The 23,066-nt window shown below is 56.4% G+C and carries 27 protein-coding genes; 14 read left to right on the plus strand and 13 right to left on the minus strand.

What is annotated here, in order from left to right; all coding sequences use genetic code 11:
* Nucleotides 1-17 precede the first annotated feature (17 nt).
* From A1830_RS09445 to A1830_RS09470, 6 genes are all read right to left on the minus strand, one after another.
* Nucleotides 18-683: an ABC transporter ATP-binding protein gene (locus A1830_RS09445; RefSeq protein WP_067705563.1), complete on the minus strand. Its 666-nt coding sequence runs from the start codon at nucleotides 681-683 to the stop codon at nucleotides 18-20.
* Nucleotides 676-1,524, minus strand: a complete 849-nt coding sequence (locus A1830_RS09450; RefSeq protein WP_067705108.1) for an ABC transporter ATP-binding protein — start codon at nucleotides 1,522-1,524, stop codon at nucleotides 676-678. Before A1830_RS09450 ends, A1830_RS09445 begins: the two co-directional genes overlap by 8 nt.
* Complete coding sequence (locus tag A1830_RS09455; RefSeq protein ID WP_067705112.1) at nucleotides 1,514-2,374, minus strand: ABC transporter permease; 861 nt, start codon at nucleotides 2,372-2,374, stop codon at nucleotides 1,514-1,516. The genes A1830_RS09450 and A1830_RS09455 overlap by 11 nt, the downstream gene beginning before the upstream one ends.
* On the minus strand, nucleotides 2,371-3,423 hold the full coding sequence (locus tag A1830_RS09460) for an ABC transporter permease (RefSeq protein WP_067705116.1): 1,053 nt from the start codon (nucleotides 3,421-3,423) through the stop codon (nucleotides 2,371-2,373). The genes A1830_RS09455 and A1830_RS09460 overlap by 4 nt, the downstream gene beginning before the upstream one ends.
* Nucleotides 3,423-4,991, minus strand: a complete 1,569-nt coding sequence (locus tag A1830_RS09465; RefSeq protein ID WP_067705120.1) for an ABC transporter substrate-binding protein — start codon at nucleotides 4,989-4,991, stop codon at nucleotides 3,423-3,425. The genes A1830_RS09460 and A1830_RS09465 overlap by 1 nt, the downstream gene beginning before the upstream one ends.
* Before the next feature lie 139 nt (nucleotides 4,992-5,130).
* The gene (locus A1830_RS09470; protein WP_067705123.1) at nucleotides 5,131-5,787 is read right to left on the minus strand and encodes a CPBP family intramembrane glutamic endopeptidase; all 657 of its coding nucleotides are present in this window, start codon (nucleotides 5,785-5,787) and stop codon (nucleotides 5,131-5,133) included.
* Nucleotides 5,788-5,974: 187 nt separating this feature from the next.
* On the opposite strand from A1830_RS09470, the gene A1830_RS09475 reads away from it, so the two are divergent.
* Nucleotides 5,975-6,271, plus strand: a complete 297-nt coding sequence (locus A1830_RS09475; protein ID WP_067705127.1) for an I78 family peptidase inhibitor — start codon at nucleotides 5,975-5,977, stop codon at nucleotides 6,269-6,271.
* Nucleotides 6,272-6,301: 30 nt separating this feature from the next.
* Here A1830_RS09475 and A1830_RS09480 read toward each other — a convergent pair whose 3' ends face one another.
* The 3 genes from A1830_RS09480 to A1830_RS09490 all read right to left on the minus strand — a co-directional run bounded on the left by A1830_RS09480 (nucleotide 6,302) and on the right by A1830_RS09490 (nucleotide 8,225).
* Entirely contained in the window at nucleotides 6,302-6,814 is a 513-nt protein-coding gene (locus A1830_RS09480; RefSeq protein ID WP_067705130.1) for a redoxin domain-containing protein, read from the minus strand.
* A 292-nt stretch (nucleotides 6,815-7,106) separates the two neighbouring features.
* Nucleotides 7,107-7,352: a biofilm development regulator YmgB/AriR family protein gene (locus tag A1830_RS09485; RefSeq protein WP_067705133.1), complete on the minus strand. Its 246-nt coding sequence runs from the start codon at nucleotides 7,350-7,352 to the stop codon at nucleotides 7,107-7,109.
* A gap of 201 nt (nucleotides 7,353-7,553) precedes the next feature.
* Entirely contained in the window at nucleotides 7,554-8,225 is a 672-nt protein-coding gene (locus A1830_RS09490; protein WP_067705136.1) for a MarC family NAAT transporter, read from the minus strand.
* Between the two features lie 467 nt (nucleotides 8,226-8,692).
* On the opposite strand from A1830_RS09490, the gene cspA reads away from it, so the two are divergent.
* The 6 genes from cspA (at nucleotide 8,693) to A1830_RS09515 (ending at nucleotide 13,338) form a co-directional block, all read left to right on the plus strand.
* A complete protein-coding gene (gene cspA, locus A1830_RS09495) occupies nucleotides 8,693-8,905 on the plus strand; it encodes a transcription antiterminator/RNA stability regulator CspE (protein WP_013200976.1) in 213 nt (70 codons plus the stop codon).
* 170 nt (nucleotides 8,906-9,075) lie between these two features.
* On the plus strand, nucleotides 9,076-10,281 hold the full coding sequence (locus tag A1830_RS09500; RefSeq protein WP_067705138.1) for a multidrug efflux MFS transporter: 1,206 nt from the start codon (nucleotides 9,076-9,078) through the stop codon (nucleotides 10,279-10,281).
* Between the two features lie 186 nt (nucleotides 10,282-10,467).
* Entirely contained in the window at nucleotides 10,468-10,632 is a 165-nt protein-coding gene (locus A1830_RS22610) for a hypothetical protein (RefSeq protein ID WP_156484978.1), read from the plus strand.
* A gap of 222 nt (nucleotides 10,633-10,854) precedes the next feature.
* Nucleotides 10,855-11,115 carry an anti-adapter protein IraP gene (gene iraP, locus A1830_RS09505; RefSeq protein ID WP_067705141.1) on the plus strand — a complete coding sequence of 87 codons (261 nt, stop codon included), beginning with the start codon at nucleotides 10,855-10,857 and terminating at the stop codon, nucleotides 11,113-11,115.
* 162 nt (nucleotides 11,116-11,277) lie between these two features.
* The gene (locus tag A1830_RS09510; RefSeq protein WP_067705143.1) at nucleotides 11,278-11,586 is read left to right on the plus strand and encodes a PsiF family protein; all 309 of its coding nucleotides are present in this window, start codon (nucleotides 11,278-11,280) and stop codon (nucleotides 11,584-11,586) included.
* A 216-nt stretch (nucleotides 11,587-11,802) separates the two neighbouring features.
* Nucleotides 11,803-13,338, plus strand: coding sequence for an FAD-dependent oxidoreductase (locus A1830_RS09515; protein ID WP_067705145.1), 1,536 nt, complete (start codon nucleotides 11,803-11,805; stop codon nucleotides 13,336-13,338).
* 103 nt (nucleotides 13,339-13,441) lie between these two features.
* On the opposite strand, the gene proC is transcribed toward A1830_RS09515, so the two are convergent.
* Nucleotides 13,442-14,251 (minus strand): pyrroline-5-carboxylate reductase, encoded by an 810-nt coding sequence (gene proC / locus A1830_RS09520; RefSeq protein WP_067705147.1) that lies wholly within the window; start codon nucleotides 14,249-14,251, stop codon nucleotides 13,442-13,444.
* Nucleotides 14,252-14,426: 175 nt separating this feature from the next.
* On the opposite strand from proC, the gene A1830_RS09525 reads away from it, so the two are divergent.
* Nucleotides 14,427-14,882, plus strand: a complete 456-nt coding sequence (locus A1830_RS09525; protein WP_067705149.1) for a YaiI/YqxD family protein — start codon at nucleotides 14,427-14,429, stop codon at nucleotides 14,880-14,882.
* Between the two features lie 42 nt (nucleotides 14,883-14,924).
* Here A1830_RS09525 and A1830_RS09530 read toward each other — a convergent pair whose 3' ends face one another.
* The gene (locus A1830_RS09530; protein ID WP_067705151.1) at nucleotides 14,925-15,626 is read right to left on the minus strand and encodes a DUF2076 domain-containing protein; all 702 of its coding nucleotides are present in this window, start codon (nucleotides 15,624-15,626) and stop codon (nucleotides 14,925-14,927) included.
* A gap of 301 nt (nucleotides 15,627-15,927) precedes the next feature.
* On the opposite strand from A1830_RS09530, the gene aroL reads away from it, so the two are divergent.
* The 4 genes from aroL (at nucleotide 15,928) to ppnP (ending at nucleotide 18,260) form a co-directional block, all read left to right on the plus strand.
* The gene (aroL, locus tag A1830_RS09535; protein WP_067705153.1) at nucleotides 15,928-16,452 is read left to right on the plus strand and encodes a shikimate kinase AroL; all 525 of its coding nucleotides are present in this window, start codon (nucleotides 15,928-15,930) and stop codon (nucleotides 16,450-16,452) included.
* Between the two features lie 103 nt (nucleotides 16,453-16,555).
* The gene (locus tag A1830_RS09540; protein ID WP_067705156.1) at nucleotides 16,556-16,747 is read left to right on the plus strand and encodes a YaiA family protein; all 192 of its coding nucleotides are present in this window, start codon (nucleotides 16,556-16,558) and stop codon (nucleotides 16,745-16,747) included.
* Between the two features lie 299 nt (nucleotides 16,748-17,046).
* The gene (locus tag A1830_RS09545) at nucleotides 17,047-17,901 is read left to right on the plus strand and encodes an AroM family protein (RefSeq protein WP_082804135.1); all 855 of its coding nucleotides are present in this window, start codon (nucleotides 17,047-17,049) and stop codon (nucleotides 17,899-17,901) included.
* 68 nt (nucleotides 17,902-17,969) lie between these two features.
* Nucleotides 17,970-18,260, plus strand: a complete 291-nt coding sequence (gene ppnP, locus A1830_RS09550) for a pyrimidine/purine nucleoside phosphorylase (RefSeq protein WP_067705159.1) — start codon at nucleotides 17,970-17,972, stop codon at nucleotides 18,258-18,260.
* Nucleotides 18,261-18,302: 42 nt separating this feature from the next.
* Here ppnP and rdgC read toward each other — a convergent pair whose 3' ends face one another.
* Nucleotides 18,303-19,214, minus strand: a complete 912-nt coding sequence (gene rdgC / locus A1830_RS09555; RefSeq protein ID WP_067705162.1) for a recombination-associated protein RdgC — start codon at nucleotides 19,212-19,214, stop codon at nucleotides 18,303-18,305.
* 144 nt (nucleotides 19,215-19,358) lie between these two features.
* On the opposite strand from rdgC, the gene mak reads away from it, so the two are divergent.
* Nucleotides 19,359-20,267, plus strand: coding sequence for a fructokinase (gene mak, locus A1830_RS09560; RefSeq protein WP_067705164.1), 909 nt, complete (start codon nucleotides 19,359-19,361; stop codon nucleotides 20,265-20,267).
* A 50-nt stretch (nucleotides 20,268-20,317) separates the two neighbouring features.
* Here the strand turns inward: mak and eat are convergent, their stop codons facing one another.
* Nucleotides 20,318-21,682 carry an ethanolamine permease gene (gene eat / locus A1830_RS09565; RefSeq protein ID WP_067705166.1) on the minus strand — a complete coding sequence of 455 codons (1,365 nt, stop codon included), beginning with the start codon at nucleotides 21,680-21,682 and terminating at the stop codon, nucleotides 20,318-20,320.
* Between the two features lie 234 nt (nucleotides 21,683-21,916).
* Between eat and A1830_RS09570 the strand changes: the two genes are divergently transcribed.
* Nucleotides 21,917-22,921: a phosphotransferase enzyme family protein gene (locus tag A1830_RS09570; protein ID WP_067705168.1), complete on the plus strand. Its 1,005-nt coding sequence runs from the start codon at nucleotides 21,917-21,919 to the stop codon at nucleotides 22,919-22,921.
* Nucleotides 22,922-23,066 lie beyond the last annotated feature (145 nt).

Consider the following 23,066-nt stretch of genomic DNA (forward strand, 5'->3'; position numbering starts at 1 on the left):
CAGATTAAGCGTTTCCCTCAGGGCACGATGTAGCCTCTATCCATATGCACCGCGCGATCGCACATATGATCGATCACCTGCGGATCGTGACTGACCAGCACCATGGTCAGCTTATCCTCCTGCTTCAGGCGGTTCAGCAGGTTAAGGATCTCTGCCTGCACCGACATATCCAGTGCCGAAGTGGGCTCGTCCAGCAGCAGGATCTTCGGCTCCAGCAGCAGCGCTCGCACGATAGCCACGCGCTGGCGCTGGCCGCCCGAAAGCTGGTGCGGATAGCGGTCGGCCAGTTCAGGATCCAGACCGGCGTGGCGAAAACCGGCGTCGATGCGCAGATTGATATCCTTTTTCTTCAGCAGCTTCAGCGGCTCTGCCAGGGTGCGCCGCAGGCGATGGCGTGGATGCAGTGAGGCATAGGGATCCTGAAAGACCATCTGCACGTCCTGACGAAGCTGGCCGGTAAACGCGCTCCCCGGCCTGGCCTGATGGCCTGCCAGCATCATCTTTCCCTGCCAGTGGGGATTTAATCCGGCCAGCGCCCACAGCAGCGAGGATTTGCCGCAGCCCGACGGGCCGACCAGACCAAAGCAGGAACCGGCCTCAACCGTCAGCGACACGTCGTGAACGACGGTACGGGTTTCATAGCCCAGTCGGTGAGAAACGCTCAGGTCGCTCAGCTCAATGATGTTCACGGTGTGCCTCCAGTGCCGCGCGGTCAAGCACCGGCAGCGGTTGTCCTTTGGTTGCCAGGCTGGGGCGGCATGACCAGAGCGTGCGGGTATAGGGATGGGTCGCGCGCGGCAGATCGGCCGCGGGTAGCCGGTCAAGAATTTCACCCTGATACATCACCATCACCCGTTCGCAGTGTTCGGCAACCTGCTGAAGATCGTGACTGATCAGCAGCAGCCCCATATTTCGCTGTTCCACCATCCGGCGGATCAGCGCCAGCACCTGATCGCGCATGGCGTGATCCAGCGCCGAGGTCGGTTCATCCGCGATCAGCAGCTGGGGATCGGCGATCAGCGCAATGGCCAGCATCACCCGCTGACCCATTCCGCCTGACAGCTGGTGGGGATAGCGGCTCATGAGCTGGCGCGGCTGAGGCAGGCCGACCGCGTCGAGCATCTCGCAGACCTTCTCTTTTATCTCCGCCCGGCTGAGCCTCGCGTGGAGCTTTAGCGGCTCCGCCACCTGCCAGCCGATGGTGCGCATTGGATTAAGCGCATATTTCGGGTCCTGCATCACCATAGCGAGCTGGCCACCACGCAGCGGTGCCCACTGGCGTTCGCTTAGCGTCAGGGCATCTTCACCCACCACGTTGAGCGTCTGCGCATTCAGCCGCAGCGAGGGGGAAAGCAGCCCCATCAGGCTGCGCGCGGTTAACGATTTCCCGGAGCCGGATTCGCCCACCAGCGCCACGCGTTCGCGGCCCAGCGTGAAGCTGATATCGTTGACCAGCGTGGCACCGCTGGCGCTGGCAATGTGCAGGCGGTCCGCCACGATCAGAGAAGAGTTTTCAGTTGGCATGTCGGGTATCCAGTCGGTCACGCAGGCCGTCGCCCGTCAGGTTAAAGGCGAGGCTGGCGAGAAGGATCGCGCCGCCGGGCGCGGCAGCCACCCACCACTGATCGAAAATCACTTTGCTGCCCTCGGCCACCATCGAGCCCCATTCGGCGGTCGGCGGCTGTACGCCCATGCCCAAAAAGCCCAGTCCGGCGGCGGAGAGAATGATACCGCCCAGGCTGAGCGCGGCGCGAACCACCGCACCGGGCATACAGAGCGGCAGAATATGGCCAAACATCAGGCGCAGGCCGTTGATGCCCTGCATGCGGGCGGCGGCCAGATAGTCACTACGGCGCAGCGCCAAAGTTTCCGCGCGCGCCTGTCGGGCGAACGGTGGCCAGCTGGTTAACGCCAGCGCCAGTGCGCCGTTCATCAGTCCCGGACCCAGCATCGCCACCAGCGCCAGTGCGATAACCAGATTCGGCAGCGACAGGAAAATATCGGTAATGCGCATCAGCACCCGTTCGGTCCAGCCGCCTAAATAGCCCGCACAGATGCCGATCAGCATGCCCACCGGAATGGTCAGCACCAGGATCAGCGCGACCAGCAGTAGCGTCGGACGGGCACCGTAGATCACTCTGGAGAGCAGATCGCGGCCAAAGCCGTCGGTTCCCAGCCAGTGAGCGGAAGAGGGCGGTAGCAGACGGGCCGTCATCAGCTGTGCGTTGGGGTCGAAGGGGGCCAGCAGCGGCGCCAGCAGCGCGGCCAGCACCAGCACTGCAACCAGCGTACCGCCGATGGCCAGTGAGGTGACGCGGGGGCGTCGGCGTCCGCGAGGCGGGACGCTTTCAAGTTCAGTCAGGTTCTGCGTCATCGGGTTCTCGGATCGGTAAGATAAGTCAGCGCGTCCGCCAGGGCATTCAGCGTGATAAAGCAGCCGCCAATCAGCAGCGTTGAACCCAGGATCGCTGGCGTATCGGAGGCAAATAGCGCGTTAGTCATATAGCGCCCCACGCCCGGCCAGGCAAACACCGTTTCCGTCAGGACCGAGCCTTCCAGCAGCGTGGCATAGGAGAGCGCCAGCACGGTTATCAGCGTACCGCGGACGTTAGGAAAAACGTGCAGCAGCAGGATACGACCCCGGCTGGCACCTTTGGCGCGTGCGAGAGTGACGTACTCTTTACTGCTCTCTTCCAGCAGCGCCGCGCGCAGTAGTCGGGTTATGCCCGCCATTGCCAGCAGCGCCAGCACCACCACCGGTAGCCAGAGATGGGCGATGGCATTGCGGAACATCTCCGGGTCGCCTGAAAACCAGCTATCAATCAGCACCAGGCCGGTTTTAGGCTCCAGCGTATAAATCCAGACGTCATCCAGCTGCCCCGGCCCGGCGGACCAGTGAAGGACTGCATAGAACAGCAGCAGCCCGAGCAGACCGAGCCAGAACACCGGCACCGAGTAGCCCAGGAGTGAAACCAGTCGCGCCAGGTTATCCAGCAGGCTACCCGGCTTCCACGCTGCCAGCAGCGCCAGCATAATCCCCAGTGTCGCACCGAGGATCATCGCACAGGTCGCCAGCTCGAGGGTGGCGGGAAAGGTGCGTAGCAGATCGGCTGCCACGGGCTGGCTGGTGAGGCGGGAAATCCCCAGGTCGCCGTGCACCAGATGCGTCAGGTAGTGCCAGAACTGCATCAGCACCGGCTGGTCCAGGCCCAGATCGCGCCGCACCTGGGCATAGGTCGATTCGCTGGCGTGGTCGCCCGCAATTTGCAGCACCGGGTCGACCGGCGACAGGTGCGACAGCATAAAGGTAAAGGCCAGCAGGCCAAGCAGCGTCACCGCCAGCGAGGCGATACCGGTCAGTAGCCGTCCGCCCCGGAGCCAAAACACCCGCGCAGATGCGCGGGTCACCGCAGCGTCTGCCATTATTTACTGACCTGGCCGTAGTAGACCATATCCGGGTTGATACCCTGCACGTAGCCTTGCAGATTGTCACGAACGGCAATCAGGTTGCGCGCCTGCAAGCCAATCACGTAGGGCGAGTTCTTCTGCACTTCACGCTGCATATTCTGATAAAGCGCGATGCGTTTGGTCTTGTCGCTTTCTGCGGTGGCGGCCAGCGTCTGTTTGTTCAGCTCAGGAATATGCCAGTTCGAACGCCAGGCCAGCGTGGTGCTGCCGTTTTCCGGGTTGTAGGCAAAAGCCGATGCGTTGGTATTGGGATCGAAATAATCGGCTCCCCAGGCATTCAGCGTGGCGTCATAGTGATGCGCCTTAACGGTGGTGGAGACTTCGCTGCTGATCCCCGGGATCAGCTCAACCTTCACGCCGCCTTTGGCAAAGCTGGCCTGGAGCGCCTGAGCGATATCAAGGTAGGGCGGCTGATTGCTGACGATCAGCTTAAAGCTGACATTTTTCAGCCCAGCCTTGCTCAGAATGGCTTTGGCTTTGTCCGGGTCATAGGTATACGGATTGTCATTCAGCGCACCGAGGAATCCTTCCGGCAGAAACGCCTGATGCACCTGGAACTGACCTTTCAGCAGCTGGTCAGCAATGCCGTGATAATCGAAGAGGTAGCGCGAGGCTTCCCACAGCGCCGGATTTTTCAGTACCGGATTGGCTTCGGTATTGAACTGCATGTAGTAAAGCGAAGCCATAGGGATCGCCAGCGGCTTCACGCCGGGTTTATTCTTCAGCGCGGCCATCTGATCGGCACCCAGGTTGCGGGCAATATCCGCATCGCCCTGCTCAAGCAGCAGGCGGCGGGCTGCTGGCTCAGGCACGTTTTTAATCAGGACGTTTTTCAGCTTTGGCGCGCCGCCCGGTGAGCTGGCGTTGGCAGAGAGCAGTAGCACCTCGTGCGGAATATATTTGCGGATCTGGAACGGACCGCTACCCGCCGAGTGCATGGCCAGCCATTTATTGCCGAAATCGCCCTTCTGCGCGTTGGCCATGGCGGTTTTTTCATCAATAACCGAGGCGACCGGCGCGGCGAGCAGGCTGAGCACATAGGTGGGGCTGACATTTGCCGTCCAGCTAACCTGTACGTGTTGGTCATCCACTTTTTTCAGCTGCGCGTCGATATTCTCTTTGTTCCAGCCAAGCTGGGTAAGAATAAAGGAGGGATCGAGGTTCAGCTTCACCACGCGGCTGAGGGAGAAGATCACATCTTCCGGGCGAACCGGATTGCCAGAGGCGAATTTTGCCCCCGCGCGCAGGGTAAACGTCAGGCTGCGATTGTCACTGCCGGGCTGCCAGGCGCTGGCCAGCGTAGGCCTCAGCTCGGTCGGGTTCTCGGGATTAGACTGGATCAGACGCTGATAAAGGTTAGTAAAAGCCTGCACCGACGTGAGCTCGAACCCTTCAGCCGGGTCAAAACTGCTGGCGTCATCAATAGACTGGGCAATAACCAGCGTATCCGGTGGCGTGGCGGCAGAGGCGTTAAATGAGGCGGCCAGCGCCACGGCGAGAATTGATGGAACCGCAATCTTCATGGCTTTTTTTACCTTTTAATGTTTTGCGCGAGTGTAGATGACCCTTGTGTCAGATAAATAGTAGATTATTCGCTATAGATATGTGTTTTGGTTATAAGAAAATCGTACAGGTTATAAAAGCTTAACCTTTGTCTAACGGTTAGCGGGTAGCGGCAATCCACAGCCAGGGAGAGACGCCAATCAGATTGTTCAGCATATGGAGCAGGATGGGCAGCTTAAGTCCATTTGAAACGAGGCGGGCGTAGCAAAGCAGCAGTGAAAGCGCGGTCAGGGCAATAAGCGTCTGGGGATGGGTGTACTGCATATGGCAAGCGGCAAAGATTAGCGAGGCGATCAGGGCGCAGACCAGCCGCTGCTGCGGTGCCCATAGTAGTAGCCCCTGAAGCAGAAAGCCGCGAAACACCATCTCCTCAAAAACCGGGGCCAGCAGGACGACCGCCAGCGCAAAAATCACCACCCGGCGATTCCCGTCGCCAAGCTGGCTACCGGTCCAGCTTTCGTGAGACAGGTAAAACGACTGCGAAAGAATAAGCATCAGCAGTAGCGCGATGAAGATAAGAAGCTGGCGAAGGTTGAGTTTGCTCTGCGGAATGAGGGGGTAGCGGCGTGAAGTCCAAAAATAGAGCGGCACCAGCACGGCAAACTCCAGCCCACAGAGTACCGGCACCAGCATCCCGTTTTGGCGCAGGGCGGTGAGGTCGGGCAGTACGCTTACCACCAGGGTAAGGGTGTACCACACCAGACATACGCCTGCGCAAAGCAGCGTGCGGGTTATTCTCTCATCAGGATTGTTCATCAGGTACGCCCCAGGCCAAATTCTGCTAAGGGTAACTGATTTATCCTGTTGCTGCGCGCCAGAACGTCACGTTGTCGTGTACGCGAACAGGGCCAGGGTCAAATTCAAAAGCCTTTCTCAATTGTTGCGAAACTCTGCTAACCTGCCGCTTAATCGCCACAGTTAATTGCAAAACAGGAGTGGATAAATGAACCGTTATGGAAAAATCGCGATGGGTATCATGCTGGCTGGGCTGGTGGGTTGCCAGTCGTCTGGAAAACAGGGCGCAAAGGATACGCAGGTTGATCCGGAGATGGACCGCTGCGGCGCGTCTGAGTATCAGCAGTTCGTGGGTAAGCCCCTGTCGTCAGTCGACGCGCTCAGGTTTGAGCATCCCGTGCGGGCCATCCCCTATAACTCTGCGGTAACGATGGACTTTAACCTCAATCGACTTAACTTTATGGGTGATGCCCAGGGCAATATTGCCCGCGCCTACTGCGGCTAACCTCCAGGCCGGCAGATGGCCGGCCTGAGCCTAACGATGTGATTTTTTTGCCCACCACAGGCGCAGGCGTATGCCCCATTCGCTGGTCCAGCCCGTCGTGGAAGAGACTATTTTCCCCTTCGAGAGAATAAGGATGGCGGGCAGGGTGTCGATCTCCCAGTCTGCCGTTAGCGTGCCGCCAGGATCGTTCACTACCGGCAGCGCCAGGTTTTTACTCTGCAACTGGCGAATAACGTGAATATCATCCCCCGATTGCCGTACCAGGATAACGACATTCCTTCCCTTATCGCCAAGCGACAAGACGGCGGGCAGGGTAAAGGGACAGGCGCCACACCCCGTACCCCAAATGAACAGCAGCAGGGGCTTTTTTTCGCTCAGAGTAGCCAGGGTGACGCTTCTGCCGTCGATGGTGTGCATCAACACCCCAGCAAAACCCGCCGGGGGATGCGGCGCACGCTGTGCCGCTAACAGATAAAGACCGATAACCACGATTATCATCAGCGGCAGCAGCCAAACTGGTCGGTAGGGTTCATCCCGAAACATACTTACCTCGCAGAGGCCAGTAGCAGGGTTGAGGTGGGGCAGCATAGAAGAGGAGAGGTGGTGTTTTCATATTCATTTCCCTTGAATTTTATCCCTATTTCCGACAGAGCTGCCTGCGCTGTTTTCGGAAAGGCAAGGCTATGATAACCCGATAATTTCCTCTCGTAACTATTACTACTGTAAATTTGGGTAAGCCCGACGTGCGGCCAGCGGCAGGCAGCAGGTTAAGGATAGGTTGCGGGTGGGTGGAGTGAAGTGGATTAACCGCGATGGGGCGGGTCTGATAATGCGATTACCTGCTCTCATCCAGCAGGCGGTACAGCAGATTGCGATATCCCTGGAGTAACGCCTCATCCGCTTCGCCCTCCAGCCTGGCGATCACGCTGCTAATGATCGCTTTTCGGGTGGCTGGCCTGCCGCTGCGTAGCAGTTCGTTCATAATCACCGCCAGCAGTTCACCTTCGGCCGGTGCATGGAAGGCCGGACTGTTAAAGTAATCGGTGATGGCGCGTCCTGCACCCGCTGATTGGTGGCTCATAGCCTGCTCCGGATAAACGGCACCGAACCCCCGGCGGCGTACCGGTAGGTTCGGGTGATCATTCCCACGCGCGCTCCGCTTAGCTCACGACGCAGGCCCCCTCTCTATGATTAATTATCATAAAGGATATTAATATTTTGGATGGGGGCGGCAGGAAGTCCAGTAACAATCAGAAATATTTCCTCTCCGCTTTTATGCTCCTCAACTGGCGGGATAGGTTCTGATCACCTCCAGCGTACCGTTAATAATAAACTGAACGCCCATGCACACCAGCAGGAAGCCCATCAGCCTGGATATGGCTTCAATGCCGCCTTTACCGACCAGGCGCATAATCGCACCTGAGCTTCGCAGGCAAATCCACAAAATCAGGCTCACCATAAAGAAGGTCAGAACGGGAGCAACGGCCAGCACCCAGGGGGTAAATTCACTGTTGTGATGAACGGTAGAGGCCGCACTAATAATCATCGCAATGGTGCCTGGCCCGGCGGTGCTGGGCATGGCCAGTGGCACGAAGGCGATATTGACCGTCTTACTTTCGCTCAGCTCATCCAGCTTATGTTCCGCCTCAACCGAGTGGCCCGCCTGCTGCTGTGGAAACAGCATACGGAAGCCAATAAAGGCCACTATCAAACCACCTGCGATGCGTAATCCCGGAATAGAGATACCGAAGGTATCCATAACGGCGTTACCCGCATAAAAGGCCACGGTCATGATGATAAAAACGTAAATGGATGCCTGCAGCGACTGCCGGTTCCGTTCGCTAAAATTCATATCTCCCGCCAGCCCCAGGAACAGGGCCACGGTGGTTAAAGGGTTGGCGAGGGGCAGAATCACAACTAATCCGAGGCCCACGGCCTTCATCAGTTCAAACATGCTTTCTTTCCTTGAGATATCAGACAGACAGAGTGATGCCGTTATGATGCCCTGGCATCCTTTTCCTGCGAAGCGTTAAAGGGAAATTATCCTAATAAAGGTTCCGGCAGTAAGGTTAAAAAATGCGTATTTTAGTGATGGTGAAGTTAATGGCGTGTGTATTTAGGGATAACAGAATGAGGGGTTAAAAAACAAACAAAAATAAAAACATTATATTTCAGAGTGTTATGTACGAATCCTTTTTTTTTATCACTGAGTGCTTGTGCTGACTTCTTCATTGTGAGTAAATGCACCGTCGGTTTTGAAACAGACAACGTATGCGAGCAAATTTATTAAAGCAGTTATCAGTTAAAGCGCTATCTCAGATATCTCTTCTTCCTGACTTCCTTCTTAAGTGCCTCATAAGTCCGCCCTGTTGACAAACCCCGTGCCCTTGCGGCTTATTACATTTTTTGAAGGAAAGACAAATGTCTAACAAAATGACTGGTTTAGTAAAATGGTTCAACGCTGAGAAAGGTTTCGGCTTTATCTCTCCAACCGACGGCAGCAAAGATGTGTTCGTACACTTCTCTGCAATTCAGAACGGCGGCTTCAAGACGCTGGAAGAAGGCCAGAAAGTTGAGTTCTCTATCGAAAACGGCCAGAAAGGCCCAGCTGCAGCTAACGTAACTGCGCTGTAAGTTTTTAGAGACTCCCACTTGCAGCGAGCAGTAAGGGTTTCCCGATATTGCTCATGCTGAAAGTGAATAAAAACCCGCCTTATGGCGGGTTTTTTGCGTTTATCATTCAGCATAAACGCGGTTTAATAGGAAACCCTACGCTGTTGCCATAAGGTTATGTTTACCCGCCAATGGAATCCTGGAAAGTTAACCTCATCTCAGTCTGGTTTGGCTGTCTGTTTACCGGACTGGCTATCAGTCAGATCATTCCTTTCCTCCCCCTTTACGTAGAACAGCTTGGCGTGACCGATCCCAGGGCGCTTACCCTGTGGTCAGGGCTGATTTTTAGTATTACCTTCCTGATTTCCGCTATTGTCTCGCCGATGTGGGGCAGCCTGGCTGACAGAAAGGGGCGAAAGCTGATGCTGCTGCGCGCCTCGCTGGGCATGGGCCTGGTGATTTTCTTACAGGCTTTTGTCACCAACGTCTGGCAGCTATTTTTGCTGCGGGCGCTGATGGGGCTGACTTCCGGCTATATTCCCAACGCGCTGGCGCTGGTGGCAACCCAGGTGCCACGCGATCGAAGCGGATGGGCGCTGAGCATGGTGTCAACGGCGCAAATCTGTGGGGTGATCATGGGGCCGCTGATGGGCGGTTTTCTTGCCGACTGGGTAGGGCTGCGCGCGGTCTTTTTTGTCACGTCGGCATTGTTGCTTACCAGCTTTCTGATCACCCTCTTTCTGATTAAAGAGGGTGGGGTTAAACGGGTGAGCCGTGAGGAGAAGCTCAGCGGGAGCGGGGTGTTTCGATCGCTGTCGCACCCCGCCCTGATTATTAGCCTGTTTGTCACCACGATGGTTATCCAGCTCTGCAACGGATCCATTAGTCCAATATTGACGCTCTTTGTCAGGCAGCTCGCGCCTGACGCGCAGAATATTGCCTTTATCAGTGGGATGGTGGCGGCAATTCCGGGCGTATCTGCGCTGTTATCGGCTCCCCGGCTGGGTAAGCTTGGCGACAGAATCGGTGCCGAGCGCATTCTTTTTGCCGCTCTGGCGCTGACCATCATACTGTTTATAGGGATGTCATGGGTAAATGGTGTCGTTCAGCTGGGCATACTGCGTTTTCTGATGGGCTTTGCCGAAGGGGCGATGATGCCTGCGGTGCAGACCCTGTTACTCCGCTACTCCAGCGACAGGGTAACAGGGCGCATCTTCGGATATAACCAGTCATTTATGTACCTCGGCAACGTGGTGGGGCCGCTCATTGGCGCTGGCGTTTCCGCCGTGGGAGGATTTCGCTGGGTTTTTGCGGCCACCGCCGTCGCGGTACTGGCGAATACCATACAGCTACTCTGGCACTGGCGCAGAGTAAAACGCGGCCAGACTGTCCGTTAAGCGACATTCCTGTCTGATGACAAAGGCCGGTTTGCGCGAACAGGCAGGTTTTACGCGGCTTATTGACAGCAAAGCGTTAAGCGTCGTTACTCTGGGTAAAAATGGCCCTTAACCGGATGATTCTGCATTGTGGGGAGTGACGCGGCCGCTTACTATCACCGCCAACGCTACCATGAGGTGATAATAATGAGTCGTTTAATTAAAGCAGTAAGTGTGATTGCACTGGTTACCGCTCTGAGCGGTTGCCTGTTCCCACCTCCGGGCGGCGGCGGCGGCGGTGGCGGCGGTTGGGGGGGCGGCGGCGGCGGCGGCGGTCCACGCGGTGGCTTTGATATGGGCGCTGGCCGCTAAGCACGACTAAACCAGAGGCGCTATGCCTCTGGTTTATCGCCCCCGTCAGTACCCGGTATCCCGCTATTTAACCCCTTCGCCTGTTAACATCCGTTTTACCGTACCGTCATCTCCAGGTTGTTGAATAGATTATCTTATAGGGTATAAAAATACCTATTATGGCTTATTCTCTTTTGCCGGTGGTGGTGGTAACGTTCCGCCTTTAACCGCTGAGACATTCGCATGAAAATCCTTATTTCAGAACTTTTAGTCAGACTGGCGGAAAAGGAAGAAGAGTCCAAAGAGTTAGTGGCCCAGGTAGAAGCACTGGAAATTGTGGTTACTGCCCTGCTGCGTAAACTGGATGGCGATCATCTTCAGCAAATTACCGACAGCGTCAGTACGGCGTTGAAACTCGCTTCGGATGAGCATGCCACCCCTGGCAGCGATGCTTCCCTGCTGGAAAATTATATTCAGCGACTGCTTATCCACCCTCGTCACTAAGCACCTCTGTCGTCCGGGAGCATCCCGCCCATTGTGCTCCCGGGCAATGTGTCCCTTACAGACAGTTTTGCGATCGCCGCAGCGTATTTATGCCTGAATTTTTTTGCGTGAGAAGAAATCCCTGCCAGAATTAATACGAAATTAATCGTTAAGAGGTAGCAAATGATCAAGACAACCTGCCTTGCCGCCACCCTGGGGCTTGCACTATTAGCCAGCGGATACGCTAACGCGGCAGAAAAAACCGTCCAGCAGCAAAAAATGACCCTTTGTAACCAGCAGGCGGGTGAAAAATCGCTGAAGGGGGATGCCCGTAAAACCTTTATGAGCCAGTGTCTGAAAAAGGACAGTACGGCGAGTAACATCACGCCACAGCAGGCAAAAATGAAAACCTGTAATGCACAGGCCGGTGAGAAATCACTCAAGGGAGCCGAGCGTAAAACCTTTATGAGCAGCTGCCTGAAAAAGAGTTAACAGCGATGGGCCTCACGAGGCCCATTGATCGCCCGCGCTTAACATTCATATTTCCTTAAACTTTTAAACTCCCCGAAATACAGCTATTTAGCCCTTAATTTACGCTTTGATCCCGCCAGTTTCAGTAAAAATACCCTCGTCAATGCCAGGCTTAACCTGCATGTCATAAAATTACAGCGCAAAAAATTTCGCGCGAAAATAATAAGGAGCATTGTCGTGAGCTATCAAAATGCAATCGTATTACAGGATCTTCCCGAACTGGAGCCGGTGAGGGTACCGATCGGTGATACCGACATACTTCTGATCCGCGATGGCGAAGCGGTTAAGGCCTTTCAGGCAAAATGTCCGCATTCAGGCGCGCCGCTGGAGCAGGGGGCAATTTATAATGGCAGACTGGTTTGCCCCTGGCATAAGGCTAACTTCAGCCTGGAGGACGGCAGCCTGTGTGAACCCCTGGCGTTAAGCGATTTGCAGCGTTATCCGGTAAAAATTGAAAACGGTATGGTGCAGATTGATCCCGAGCCTCTGCCCCCGCTTTATCCCCTGGCGGCATCGGCAGAGAAGGACGCGCCGGTTTATGTGGTGTTGGGCACGGGGGCCGCGGGAAGCGCCGCCGCCTGGACGCTACGTCGGGAGGGTTTCAAGGGCACGCTGGTAGTCGTCGATCGTGAGCCGGAAGCGCCCTATGACCGCACCGTACTGACTAAATTTGTTCCCTCCGGCAATATGGCTATAGATGAGGTTCCGTCCCCGCTGGATGAGGACTTCTTCGCCTTCGCTGAGCAAAAAAAGGGCGATGTCGAGCAGCTTGACAGCCGCCAGCAGATCCTGCGTTTTGCGGACGGCAGCCAGCTCCGCTATGACAAACTGCTGATTGCCAGCGGGGGCATTCCCCAGCGCCCGGATCTCGAAGGCAAGGCGCTCGCCGGGGTGCATGTCCTGCGCAGTATTGAACAGGCGGACACACTGCTGCAGGACGTGGATAGCACGAAGAAACTGGTGATCGTCGGTAACAGCTTTATTGGTATGGAACTGGCCTCCGCGCTGCGTAGCCAGCAGGTGGATGTTCAGGTTATCGCCCGCGATCCGCTGCCGTTCAGGAAGCCCTTTGGCGAACAGCTGGCAGCCTGGTTTCGCCAACTGCATGAAAGCAAGGGCGTCCGGTTTATCGACGGCGACGTCGCGGGCCTGGAGGGAGACAATGGCAAAGTCAGTGCCGTGATGCTAACGAACGGTCAGCGGATAGTGGCCGACGTGGTACTACTGGCAACGGGCGTCGCGCCGGGCACGCAGTTTATTCACGATATCCCCCTGCGTGACGACGGCAGCCTGACTGCCAACGATACGCTGGAAGTCGCGCCAAACGTCTGGGCTGCGGGGGATATCGTCAGCTATCCGGTCTCTGAGGGCTACCAGCGTATTGAGCACTGGCGCGTGGCTCAGCAGCAGGGCAGGACGGCGGCTAAGAATATGCTGCAACGGGGTGAAACCTTTGATCGGGTGCCTTTTTTCTGGACCGCACAGTTTGGGACGCGCTATGAGTACCTTGGGCACGCCAGCGAGTGGGATAGTTATCAGCTGGTGGGATCGTTAGAGGATAAGTTTATTGCGCTCTATGGTCAGGAGGGCAGGCTGGTGGCCGCGGCGTCCTGCGGAATGTACACCTTTACCGCCGAACTGATCAAAAGAATGGAGAAGCCGATGAGCATACAGGAAACCGCAGCGCTGGCAGAAAAGGCGCTAAGCGAGTAAATACGGCCAGTCTGGCCGATGCCGCGACAGGCCATTTATGCTGATAATCGGGAAGTTATGCGCAGGGGGAAGAGAACCTTCCCCCTTCCTGACGGAATCGCGTTTATTTACTCATGCTGTCCGATTTCGCCATGCAGCTCTGCATTGCCTCTATCACTGCCGTGCGAAAGCCTTTCTCCTCCAGCACTCTGACCGCTTCAATGGTGGTGCCACCCGGTGAGCAAACCATATCTTTCAGTTCGGCAGGATGCTTACCGGTTTCCAGTACCATCTGGGCGGCGCCCTTCACCGCCTGCGCTGCAAACTCATACGCCTGCGCGCGGGGCATGCCGCCCAATACGGCTGCATCGGCCATCGCTTCAATAAACATAAAGACATAGGCCGGCGCTGATCCGCTCACGCCCACGACGGCGTGGATCATATACTCCGGCACCAGCGCGGCTTTACCAAAGCCGCGGAAAATGGCCACGATCTCGTCCGCTTCCTCTTTCGTCACCAGTACGTTCGGCGTAACAGAGGTCATTCCTTCATTGACCAGCGCAGGCGTATTTGGCATCACGCGGATCAATTTGCGATCGTGACCCAGCACGCCAGCCAGGGCATCCAGCGTGATACCCGCAGCAATGGACACGACGACGGTATCCTTGTTCAGGCTGCCCGCCACGTCGTTCAGCACGTTAAGGATAACGTTAGGTTTGACGGCGCCAAAGAGGATATCGACCTGTTTTGCTACCTGCTCAGCGCTGTCGGCGGGCGTGATGCCATACTTCTGCTGCATGGCCTGATTGGTTGCGGGCTTATGGTCGAAAACCCAAATGTCCTCAGCTTTTATCTGACCGGACGAGACCAGTCCGCCGATAATGGCCTGCGACATATTGCCACAGCCGATAAAGCCGATTTTCTTATCCATCATCCTGCTCCCTTATTTATCTGGTTTACGCTGTAAACAGCTTACTGCATTCACTACCTTAATTCAGCGTGGATCGCGAGTCAGTAAAAAGAGGGGGCAACGCCAGCAGATTACATTTGCCATTTCTGAAAAGAACGGCAAGATCGTGCTTAATTTCATTATGTAAAAGGAAAGGGCGATGCCAATCTGGGTAGATGCCGATGCGTGTCCAAAAGTGATCAAAGAGGTACTTTACCGTGCCGCCGAACGCGAGCAGATGATGGTGACGCTGGTTGCTAATCAGTCGCTAAGCGTGCCGCCGTCGCGCTTCCTGCGTACCCTGCGGGTTGCTGCGGGGTTTGACGTCGCGGATAACGAAATCGTACGGCGTGCTGAGCCGGGCGATTTGGTGGTAACGGCCGATATTCCGCTGGCGGCGGAGGTAATGGAGAAGGGCGCCGTGGCGCTGAATCCTCGTGGGGAGCGCTACAGTGACGCCACGATTCGTGAACGGCTGACCATGCGTGATTTTATGGATACGATGCGCGCCAGCGGCGTACAAACGGGCGGGCCAGCGGTGCTCAATCAGCGCGACCGGCAGCAGTTTGCGAATGAACTGGATAAATGGCTGCGGTCGCAAAAAAATAACGGCTGAGGGGAAGCGTAGCGGGTGGCATATCGCCACCCGCTGGCAGGATCAGAGGAAGCTGTCGTCGTCTCCGAAGTCGTCATCGTCATAGCCGTCATTGCCGAAGCCAGCAAAATCGCTGCTACCGTTATCCTGCTGTAGCCCGGCGTCCTGATTCAGAAACTGACCGTCGTTACCGTTAAAGGTATCAAGGTTATTATCGAAGCTCTCCTGCGGCAAGGCAGGCTCATTGATAATATTCACAATCTCTTCCGGCTGTGATTTATGGAACATGCTGGTCAGCATATCAGCCATCACCACGCCACCGGCCACGCCAACTGCGGTTTGCAGCGCGCCGCCCAGAAATCCGCGCGAAGCGGTAGGGGCCGCGGCGGGCTGAGGCGCGTATGCCGGCGGCTGCTGCTGAGGCGCAGGTGCACTGCTCCAGGCTGACTGCTGAGGTGCCTGCTGCGTCGGTTGTTGCTGACGCTGGCCGCCGCCGAACAGGCCGGAAAGAAATCCGCCGCTGCTCTGCTGAGGCTGCTGTTGCGCCAGCTTCGCTTCCAGTTCGCTGACGCGATTGTTCAGCTGTTTCATGGCCGCTTCCTGAATCAGGATAGCCTGAGCCATATAATAAGGCGCGCCCGGCTGCGATTGCAGCTGCTGCTGAATCAGCTTTTCAGCTGACGCGTCTCGCGGGCCCGACTGAGTTTCAGCCTGCTTTAAACGGCCAAACAGACTTTCTATTAACTTTTGTTCTTCGATCTGCACAGGTAATCCTCCGAAACGGGCGATAACGCTATTTTGAGCCACCCGTAAGGAAAGTAAATGACCTTCGGGTAAGGAAATGTTGCCAGCAAAATGGGGTGAAAGGGTGTTTATGTAAATAAAAATTTACAGCTATTAACCTTATGTAAAATATCGGCTTTTGAGCTTTATACCGCACTGGTGGTGTAAGGAAAACGTTACTGCTGGTGGTGCAGGAATTTTATCGGTATCATGCGGTGCAAAGTTAATCATTATCGGCCTGATGTTGCGGTGCGTGCCGCAAACGGGTGAGGAAGTGCCAGTTATGTCGTTACCCCTATATCTGATCGGCGCACGCGGATGCGGAAAAACCACCGTCGGTCAGGCATTAGCCTCTGCGCTGGGCTACACCTTTCGTGATACCGACAGTCATCTCCAGCTTATCACGCAGCGTACCGTCGCGGAGATCGTGGCGGAAGAGGGATGGAGTGGCTTTCGACAGCGTGAAACCCAGGCCCTTAAAGATGTCACCGCACCCTTTACGGTGATCGCCACCGGCGGCGGCATGGTACTGGCGGCGGAAAACCGTCGGTATATGCGCGAACAGGGAAGGGTGCTTTATCTGCACGCTGACGCGGGCGTGCTTGCCGCACGTCTTGAGGCCTATCCAGAAAAGGACCAGCGCCCGACGCTTACGGGGCGTCCTATTGCTGATGAAATGATCGAGGTACTGGCGGCTCGCGATGGCCTTTACCATGATGCGGCCCATGGGATAATCAACGCGATGCAAACGCCAGAGAGCGTGGTGGAAGCGATTATTCACTCACTCTCACTGGCGCGCGCGGTTTGATTCTTCCCGAAAAATGTCAATAATTGTCTATACTTAATTCAGACCTGATGGTGTCCGGCTTCACCGGCGGACAGAATCTTATTGATAAAGGAAGGGGAGTTATATGCCAACAAGACCACCGTATCCTCGTGTCGCAACGATTGTCCCGGTAGAAAAGGGTGTATCAGGCAGCACGGTAACCTGGTATGAACTGCGTGCTGATCATCCTAAGGCGGGTACGCTTATTAGCGAACATGAATCAGAGCAGGAAGCGCAGGATGCCAAGGCGCGCTACGAAGATAAAGAGAAAGAGTGACGCCACCGGCAGGGATGCCGTAATGCACTGCGTTTTTTTAATTCCGTCAGCCCGGGCATGTTCAACTTCGGAATATCCCCCGGCATTTAGCTTATCTGGCTGATAATTCGCGCTTATGCCGCTTAATGTGCAAAGTTAACGAAAATAACTGGATCTAAATTGGGGCGCAGGCGATGTTTCTAACATATTCTGCTGGCTACTCTGGGCTGTTTAATCGGATACTCGCTTGACCCGGCAGCGGCATCCCCTTATTTTCGGCTGAGTGACACCCGCGTTATTTACCGGCTACGCGAACGCGTATGACCGAAATTCTACTGGACAGAGCATTGATTGATTATTTGACCGATCCCCTTTCATCACCAGAGACCTTGTCCACGACCGGGCAGGAGACGCTCACTGTATCGACGACGCCCCCCGAAGATGACCGGTTCCAGCAGCCAGCGGTGAAGCAGGCGGCCCCCACTGAGGCGGCTGCGACGACGAAACGACTGGTCGCCCTGACCCTTGGCCCGGCATCGAGCAGCGATTTGCGACCGCTACTGACCGAACTGATGCCCGAGGATCACATCGTTCACGTCGGCCTGGTGGATAATCTCACCGCTGAGGAAATCGAAAGCCTGTATGCTCCCATCGACGGTGAGAGCATCGTTATGGCGCGTCTGGAAGATGGCAGTCACCTGATACTGTCCGCTGCGCGCGTTGAGGCTGAACTGCAAAAGCGCATTGATGGGCTTGAGCAGCAGGGATATGAAACCCTGCTCCTGCTCTGTAGCGGAGAATATAAAAACCTCGTTACCCGCAGCGCCGCCCTGCTTGAGCCTTACAGCCTGCTCCCTCCGCTGGTGGAGGCGATTACTGCCGGACATCAGGTAGGCATTGTCGTCGCGCGGGAAGAGTTTCTTACGGAACAGGCGCGTAAATGGCGTAGCCTGAGTCAGCGGCCTCACTTTGCCGTCGCCAGCCCGTGGGCGCTGAGCGACGAGGAGCTGATCGATGCGGCGCTGTTGCTCCAGGAGAAAGGGGCAGACGTCGTGGTACTGGACTGTCTTGGTTATCATCAGCGGCATCGAGATTTTTTACAGAAACTACTTGGGATCCCCGTAGTACTGTCAAATATGCTTATTGCAAAACTGGCGGTGGAACTCATGGAGTAAGCAAGGAAGCCTGGCTTTTTTGCCCGCCACAATACCTGTGTCTTTCAATATAATGTAAGGATAGTGATATGCTCAACGTCAGTGAGTACTTCGACGGAAAGGTGAAATCAATTGGTTTTGACAGCGCCAGTACGGGCCGTGCCAGCGTCGGTGTAATGGCAGAGGGAGAATATACTTTTGGCACCGGCCAGCCGGAAGAGATGACCGTGGTAAGCGGTTCGCTGAAAGCTTTACTGCCGGGTGAAACGGAATGGAAGCTGTTTGAGCCAGGCCAGGTCTTTAACGTTCCGGGCCACAGCGAATTTCACTTACAGGTGGCTGAACCCTCTTCTTACCTGTGTCGCTATCTGAAAGATTAAGCTTATCAGGGGCGGTGTCACCGCCCCTGTTCCCCTCACGATTTAACGCTGAGCTTCCCCGCCTAACGCCTCGACGGTATTCACGATCAGAGCCGCCAGTTCGCTGGTCATCAGGATAAAATCTGCATCAAAGCGCGCTGCGACATCTTCACGATCAATATCATCATTCTGCTCGCGCAGCGTATCTGAAAACTTCAGGCGCTTCAGCGATCCGTCGTCAGAGAGCAGCAGCTGTACGCGCTCCTGCCAGTCGAGCGCCAGTTTGGTCACCAGCTTGCCGGCCTCAATATGGTTAGCGATTTCATCGCAGACCAGGTCCTGTTTCTTACAGCGGATAACGCCGCCATCTTCCAGCAGGGCTTTGAGTTCGGCTTCATCCATCAGGGCGAATCCGGCTGGCGTTTCACCTGAGCGCACCCATTCGGTCATGGTCAGTTCAATCGGACTTTCCATCGTCAGCGGGACCACCGGCAGCGAACCCAGACATTTGCGCAGCAGCGCCAGCGTGTCTTCGGCCTTTTTTGCGCTGGCGCAGTCAACCATAATCAGATTGTTGACGGTGTCGATCCACACGAAGGTCTGGCTAAAGCGGCTGAAGGCGCGGGGCAGCAGGCTGTGCAGCACTTCATCCTTTAGCGAGTCCTTCTCGGTTTTTTTCAGCTTACGCTGCTGCTCGGCTTCGAGCTTGCCAATTTTGGCTTCCAGTGCCTGTTTAATCACTGGCGAAGGCAGTATTTTTTCTTCTTTACGGGCACAGATCAGGATTTGGCCTTTATTAACGTGGGTCAGCGCGTCGCCGCGCGGTCCCATTGGCGATACCCAGCCGGTTTTCGCCATATCCTGACTGCCGCAGGGAGTAAAGGTGAAGGCCTCAAGCTGTTTTTCCATCTCGTCAACCGCCAGCGGGATCTCACGATTCAGACGATATACCATTAAATTTTTAAACCACAGCATTATGCTTTCCCTCTCCATGCGCGCATCAGGCGCGCGAATTCAACGACAGCGCGCATGATAGCGAATCGGCGGCAGCGTTTCATTGCCTTTAGGTTAATGCCTCTCTAAGGTTAAGGGGCGGGCGCTAAAAAATGAGGAATAACAGTGCGTATTGGAATTGATTTAGGTGGAACGAAAATCGAAGTGATTGCCCTATCCGAACAGGGAGAAACGCTGTTTCGCCATCGGGTGGACACCCCGAGGAATGACTACACCAAAACGCTGGAGGCCATTACCGGGCTGGTGAACCTGGCCGAGGAAAAAACCGGACAGCGTGGCAGCGTGGGGTTAGGTATTCCAGGCACTCTTTCTCCCTATACTCATCGGGTCAAGAATGCCAACTCTACCTGGCTTAACGGGCAGCCGCTGGACAAGGATCTGCACAGGATGTTGCAGCGCGAGGTGCGTATTGCCAATGATGCTAACTGCCTGGCGGTTTCCGAGGCGGTGGACGGTGCGGCTAAGGGCCAGCAGACCGTCTTCGCCGTGATTATTGGCACGGGCTGCGGGGCGGGTGTGGCGCTCAACGCGCAGGCACATGCGGGCGGCAACGGCAATGCCGGGGAGTGGGGGCATAATCCGCTGCCCTGGATGGATGAAGATGAGCAGCGCTTTCGTGATGAAGTCCCGTGCTACTGCGGCAAATCTGGCTGTATCGAAACCTATATTTCCGGCACCGGTTTTGGCACCGACTATCATCGCCTGAGCGGCATCAAACGCAAGGGCGCTGATATTATCAGCCTGCTGGAGCAGCAGGACCCGGTGGCCGAACTGGCGATAAGCCGCTATGAATTGCGGCTGGCTAAATCGCTGGCGCAGGTGGTGAATATTCTCGACCCGGATGTGATCGTGATGGGGGGCGGGATGAGCAACGTCGATCGTCTCTATCAGACCCTGCCGCCGCTTATCAAAAAGTGGGTGTTTGGCGGCGAATGCGAAACGCCCATTCTCAAAGCCCGACACGGAGACTCCAGCGGCGTACGTGGCGCGGCGTGGCTCTGGCCAGCTGAGTAAATAACTGCGCGTAAAGCCTTTTTACGCGCATTACCAGGACGGTCCAGGCGTTATTCACCAAACAGCATGGCGTCGCGCGGGGCGCGGTCACGCTGTTTTTTGGTCATCAGGAAATAGAGATAACCGACCGCCATAAAGGCGACAAACAGCCCACCTATAACCGGGTTAAACCACAGCATCGCGACCAGACAAACCAGCGCCAGCACCAGTGCAATCCCCGGTACAATCGGATATCCCGGCGCGCGAAAGCTACGCTCCAGCTCGGGAGCGGTACGGCGCAGGCGAAACAGACTCAGCATGCTCATTACATACATGACAATTGCGCCGAACACCGCCATGGTGATCATCGCCGCCGTCAGCGTCATGCCCTGCAAATTGATCCAGCCGTCGCTGAAAATGGCGGCGATGCCAATCAGCCCGCCCGCGATGATGGCCCGATGCGGCGTCTGGAAGCGGGACAGCTTCGCAAGGCCAGCGGGAAGGTAGCCCGCGCGCGCCAGGGCGAAAAACTGACGCGAGTAGCCCAGAATAATGCCGTGGAAGCTGGCAATCAGCCCAAACAGGCCAATCCACACCAGCATATGCATCCAGCCCGAATGCTCGCCCACCACCATTTTCATCGCCTGCGGCAGCGGATCGTTAATGTCTGAAAGCCTGCGCCAGTCACCCGCGCCGCCTGCCATCAGCATCACGCCCACGGCCAGTACCACCAGCGTCAGGATCCCGCCGATATAAGCGCGCGGGATTGTCCGCTTCGGATCTCTGGCCTCTTCGGCGGCCATCGCGGCGCCTTCAATCGCCAGGAAAAACCAGATCGCGAACGGAATGGCGGCAAAAATTCCGGACACGGCGGTCATACCGGGATGATCGCTGCCCGCCCAGCCGTGGGCGACGAAATTCGCCATGCTGAAACCGGGAGCCACCACGCCCATAAAGACCAGCAGCTCCATCACCGCCAGCACGGTCACCACCAGTTCAAACATCGCTGCCAGCTTGACGCCCAGAATATTCAGCAGCATAAACAGAATATAGGCACCCACGGCGGCATATTTGGGATTAAGGTGCGGATACTGCACGTTAAGGTAAGCCCCGATCGCCATGGCAATGGCCGGGGGTGCGAAAACAAACTCTACCAGCGTCGCCATACCTGCAATCAGCCCGCCGGTTTCACCAAAGGCGCGGCGACTGTAGGCAAAGGGGCCGCCAGCATGAGGAATAGCCGTGGAAAGCTCAGTAAAACTGAATATAAAGCAGGTATAGAGGGTGGCGACCAGCAGAGTCGTGACCAGGAAGCCCAGCGTCCCCGCTACGCCCCAGCCATAGCTCCAGCCAAAATACTCGCCGGAGATAACCAGACCTACCGCAATCCCCCACAGATGTATGGTGCCCAGGGTGGGCTTTAACGTGCTTGTCATACCGATATCCCCGTCAGAAGCGTGTCTGTCGATAATGCCGTCGGGAGCGGTGAATAAACTTGACGCTGCCGTGATCAATTTTGTGCTCTGAGGTCAACTCCCTGCCGCCTAAAACGCCGGATGCACGCTAAAGTCAAAAGAGTGTCGTCCGTCGTCAAGCCTGTCCGATTTCAGGTTGCCATGCTGGTCTCACCACGCCGGATAACCCACACCCATCTACAGGGGAGCCACATTATGACAGCCAGGCAATCTGAACATCTTGATAACAGCGCGCTGATGGCGCTGGCCCGACGGGCGATTAGCCTTTATCCCTTTGCCAGAGAGGGGAAGCTGAGCCTGCTGTGCCGCTCTGAAAATGCCACCTTTTTGCTGGAGGTCGCCGGGACGCGCTACGCCCTGCGTCTGCATCGCGGCGACTATCACCAGCGTGGCGATATTGAGAGCGAGCTGAACTGGCTGGATGCCCTGCGCGAAACCGGGATTGTTGTACCCCAGGCCGTGCCGGATGAAACAGGGCAGCGCGTGCAGTCGTTGCCGCTTGCTGACGGAGGCGAACGCCATGCGGTGTTATTTCACTGGATCGACGGCGAGATGCCCGGGACCGATGTCGATCCCCGAGCCTTCCAGCAGCTGGGAGAGATTACGGCCCGACTGCATCAGCACAGCAGGCGCTGGCAAAAGCCAGCCGGCTTCCAGCGCATTATCTGGGATCACCAGACGATGGTCAGCCCACAAAGCCACTGGGGTGACTGGAAAGACGCGCCCGGCCTGCGCGTGACCGATCATCAAACGGTACAGCAGGCCATCACGCAGGCGGGAAACGCGCTGGAGCGTTTCGGTAAGGCGGGATCGCGCTACGGACTGATCCACGCCGATCTGCGCCTGACTAATCTGCTGCTCCATAAGGGTGAAACGCGGGTGATCGATTTTGACGACTGCGGCTTTGGCTGGTATCTCCACGATCTGGCGGCGGCGATCAGCTTTGTTGAGCATCATCCCCGCGCGGCCCAGTGGGTGGATCACTGGATAACCGGCTATGAGCGGGCAGGGCACATCAGCGATGAAGAGATGTCGCTGGTGCCGACGCTGCTGATCCAGCGACGGATCCAGCTGCTGGCCTGGGTAGGATCCCATGCGGAGACCGAAATGGCCCTAAGCCTGGGGCCGCAGTGGGCAGATCACAGCGTGCGCCTGTGCCGACGCTATCTGGAAACCGATGCACTGCCCGTTGGCGCATGAGGGCAGGCCCTGGCTGGGCGAGGGCAGAGGCTGACAGCCGGGGAAAGTGCAGCTAATGCTGCCGTATAGCTGATTGCTGAGTGAAACGCTGCTGGCGCTGCGCTGAGTAGCTGGTTGCTGAGTGAAACGCTGCTGGCGCTGCGCT

This window comes from Erwinia sp. ErVv1, assembly GCF_900068895.1.
Lineage (GTDB): Bacteria > Pseudomonadota > Gammaproteobacteria > Enterobacterales > Enterobacteriaceae > Erwinia.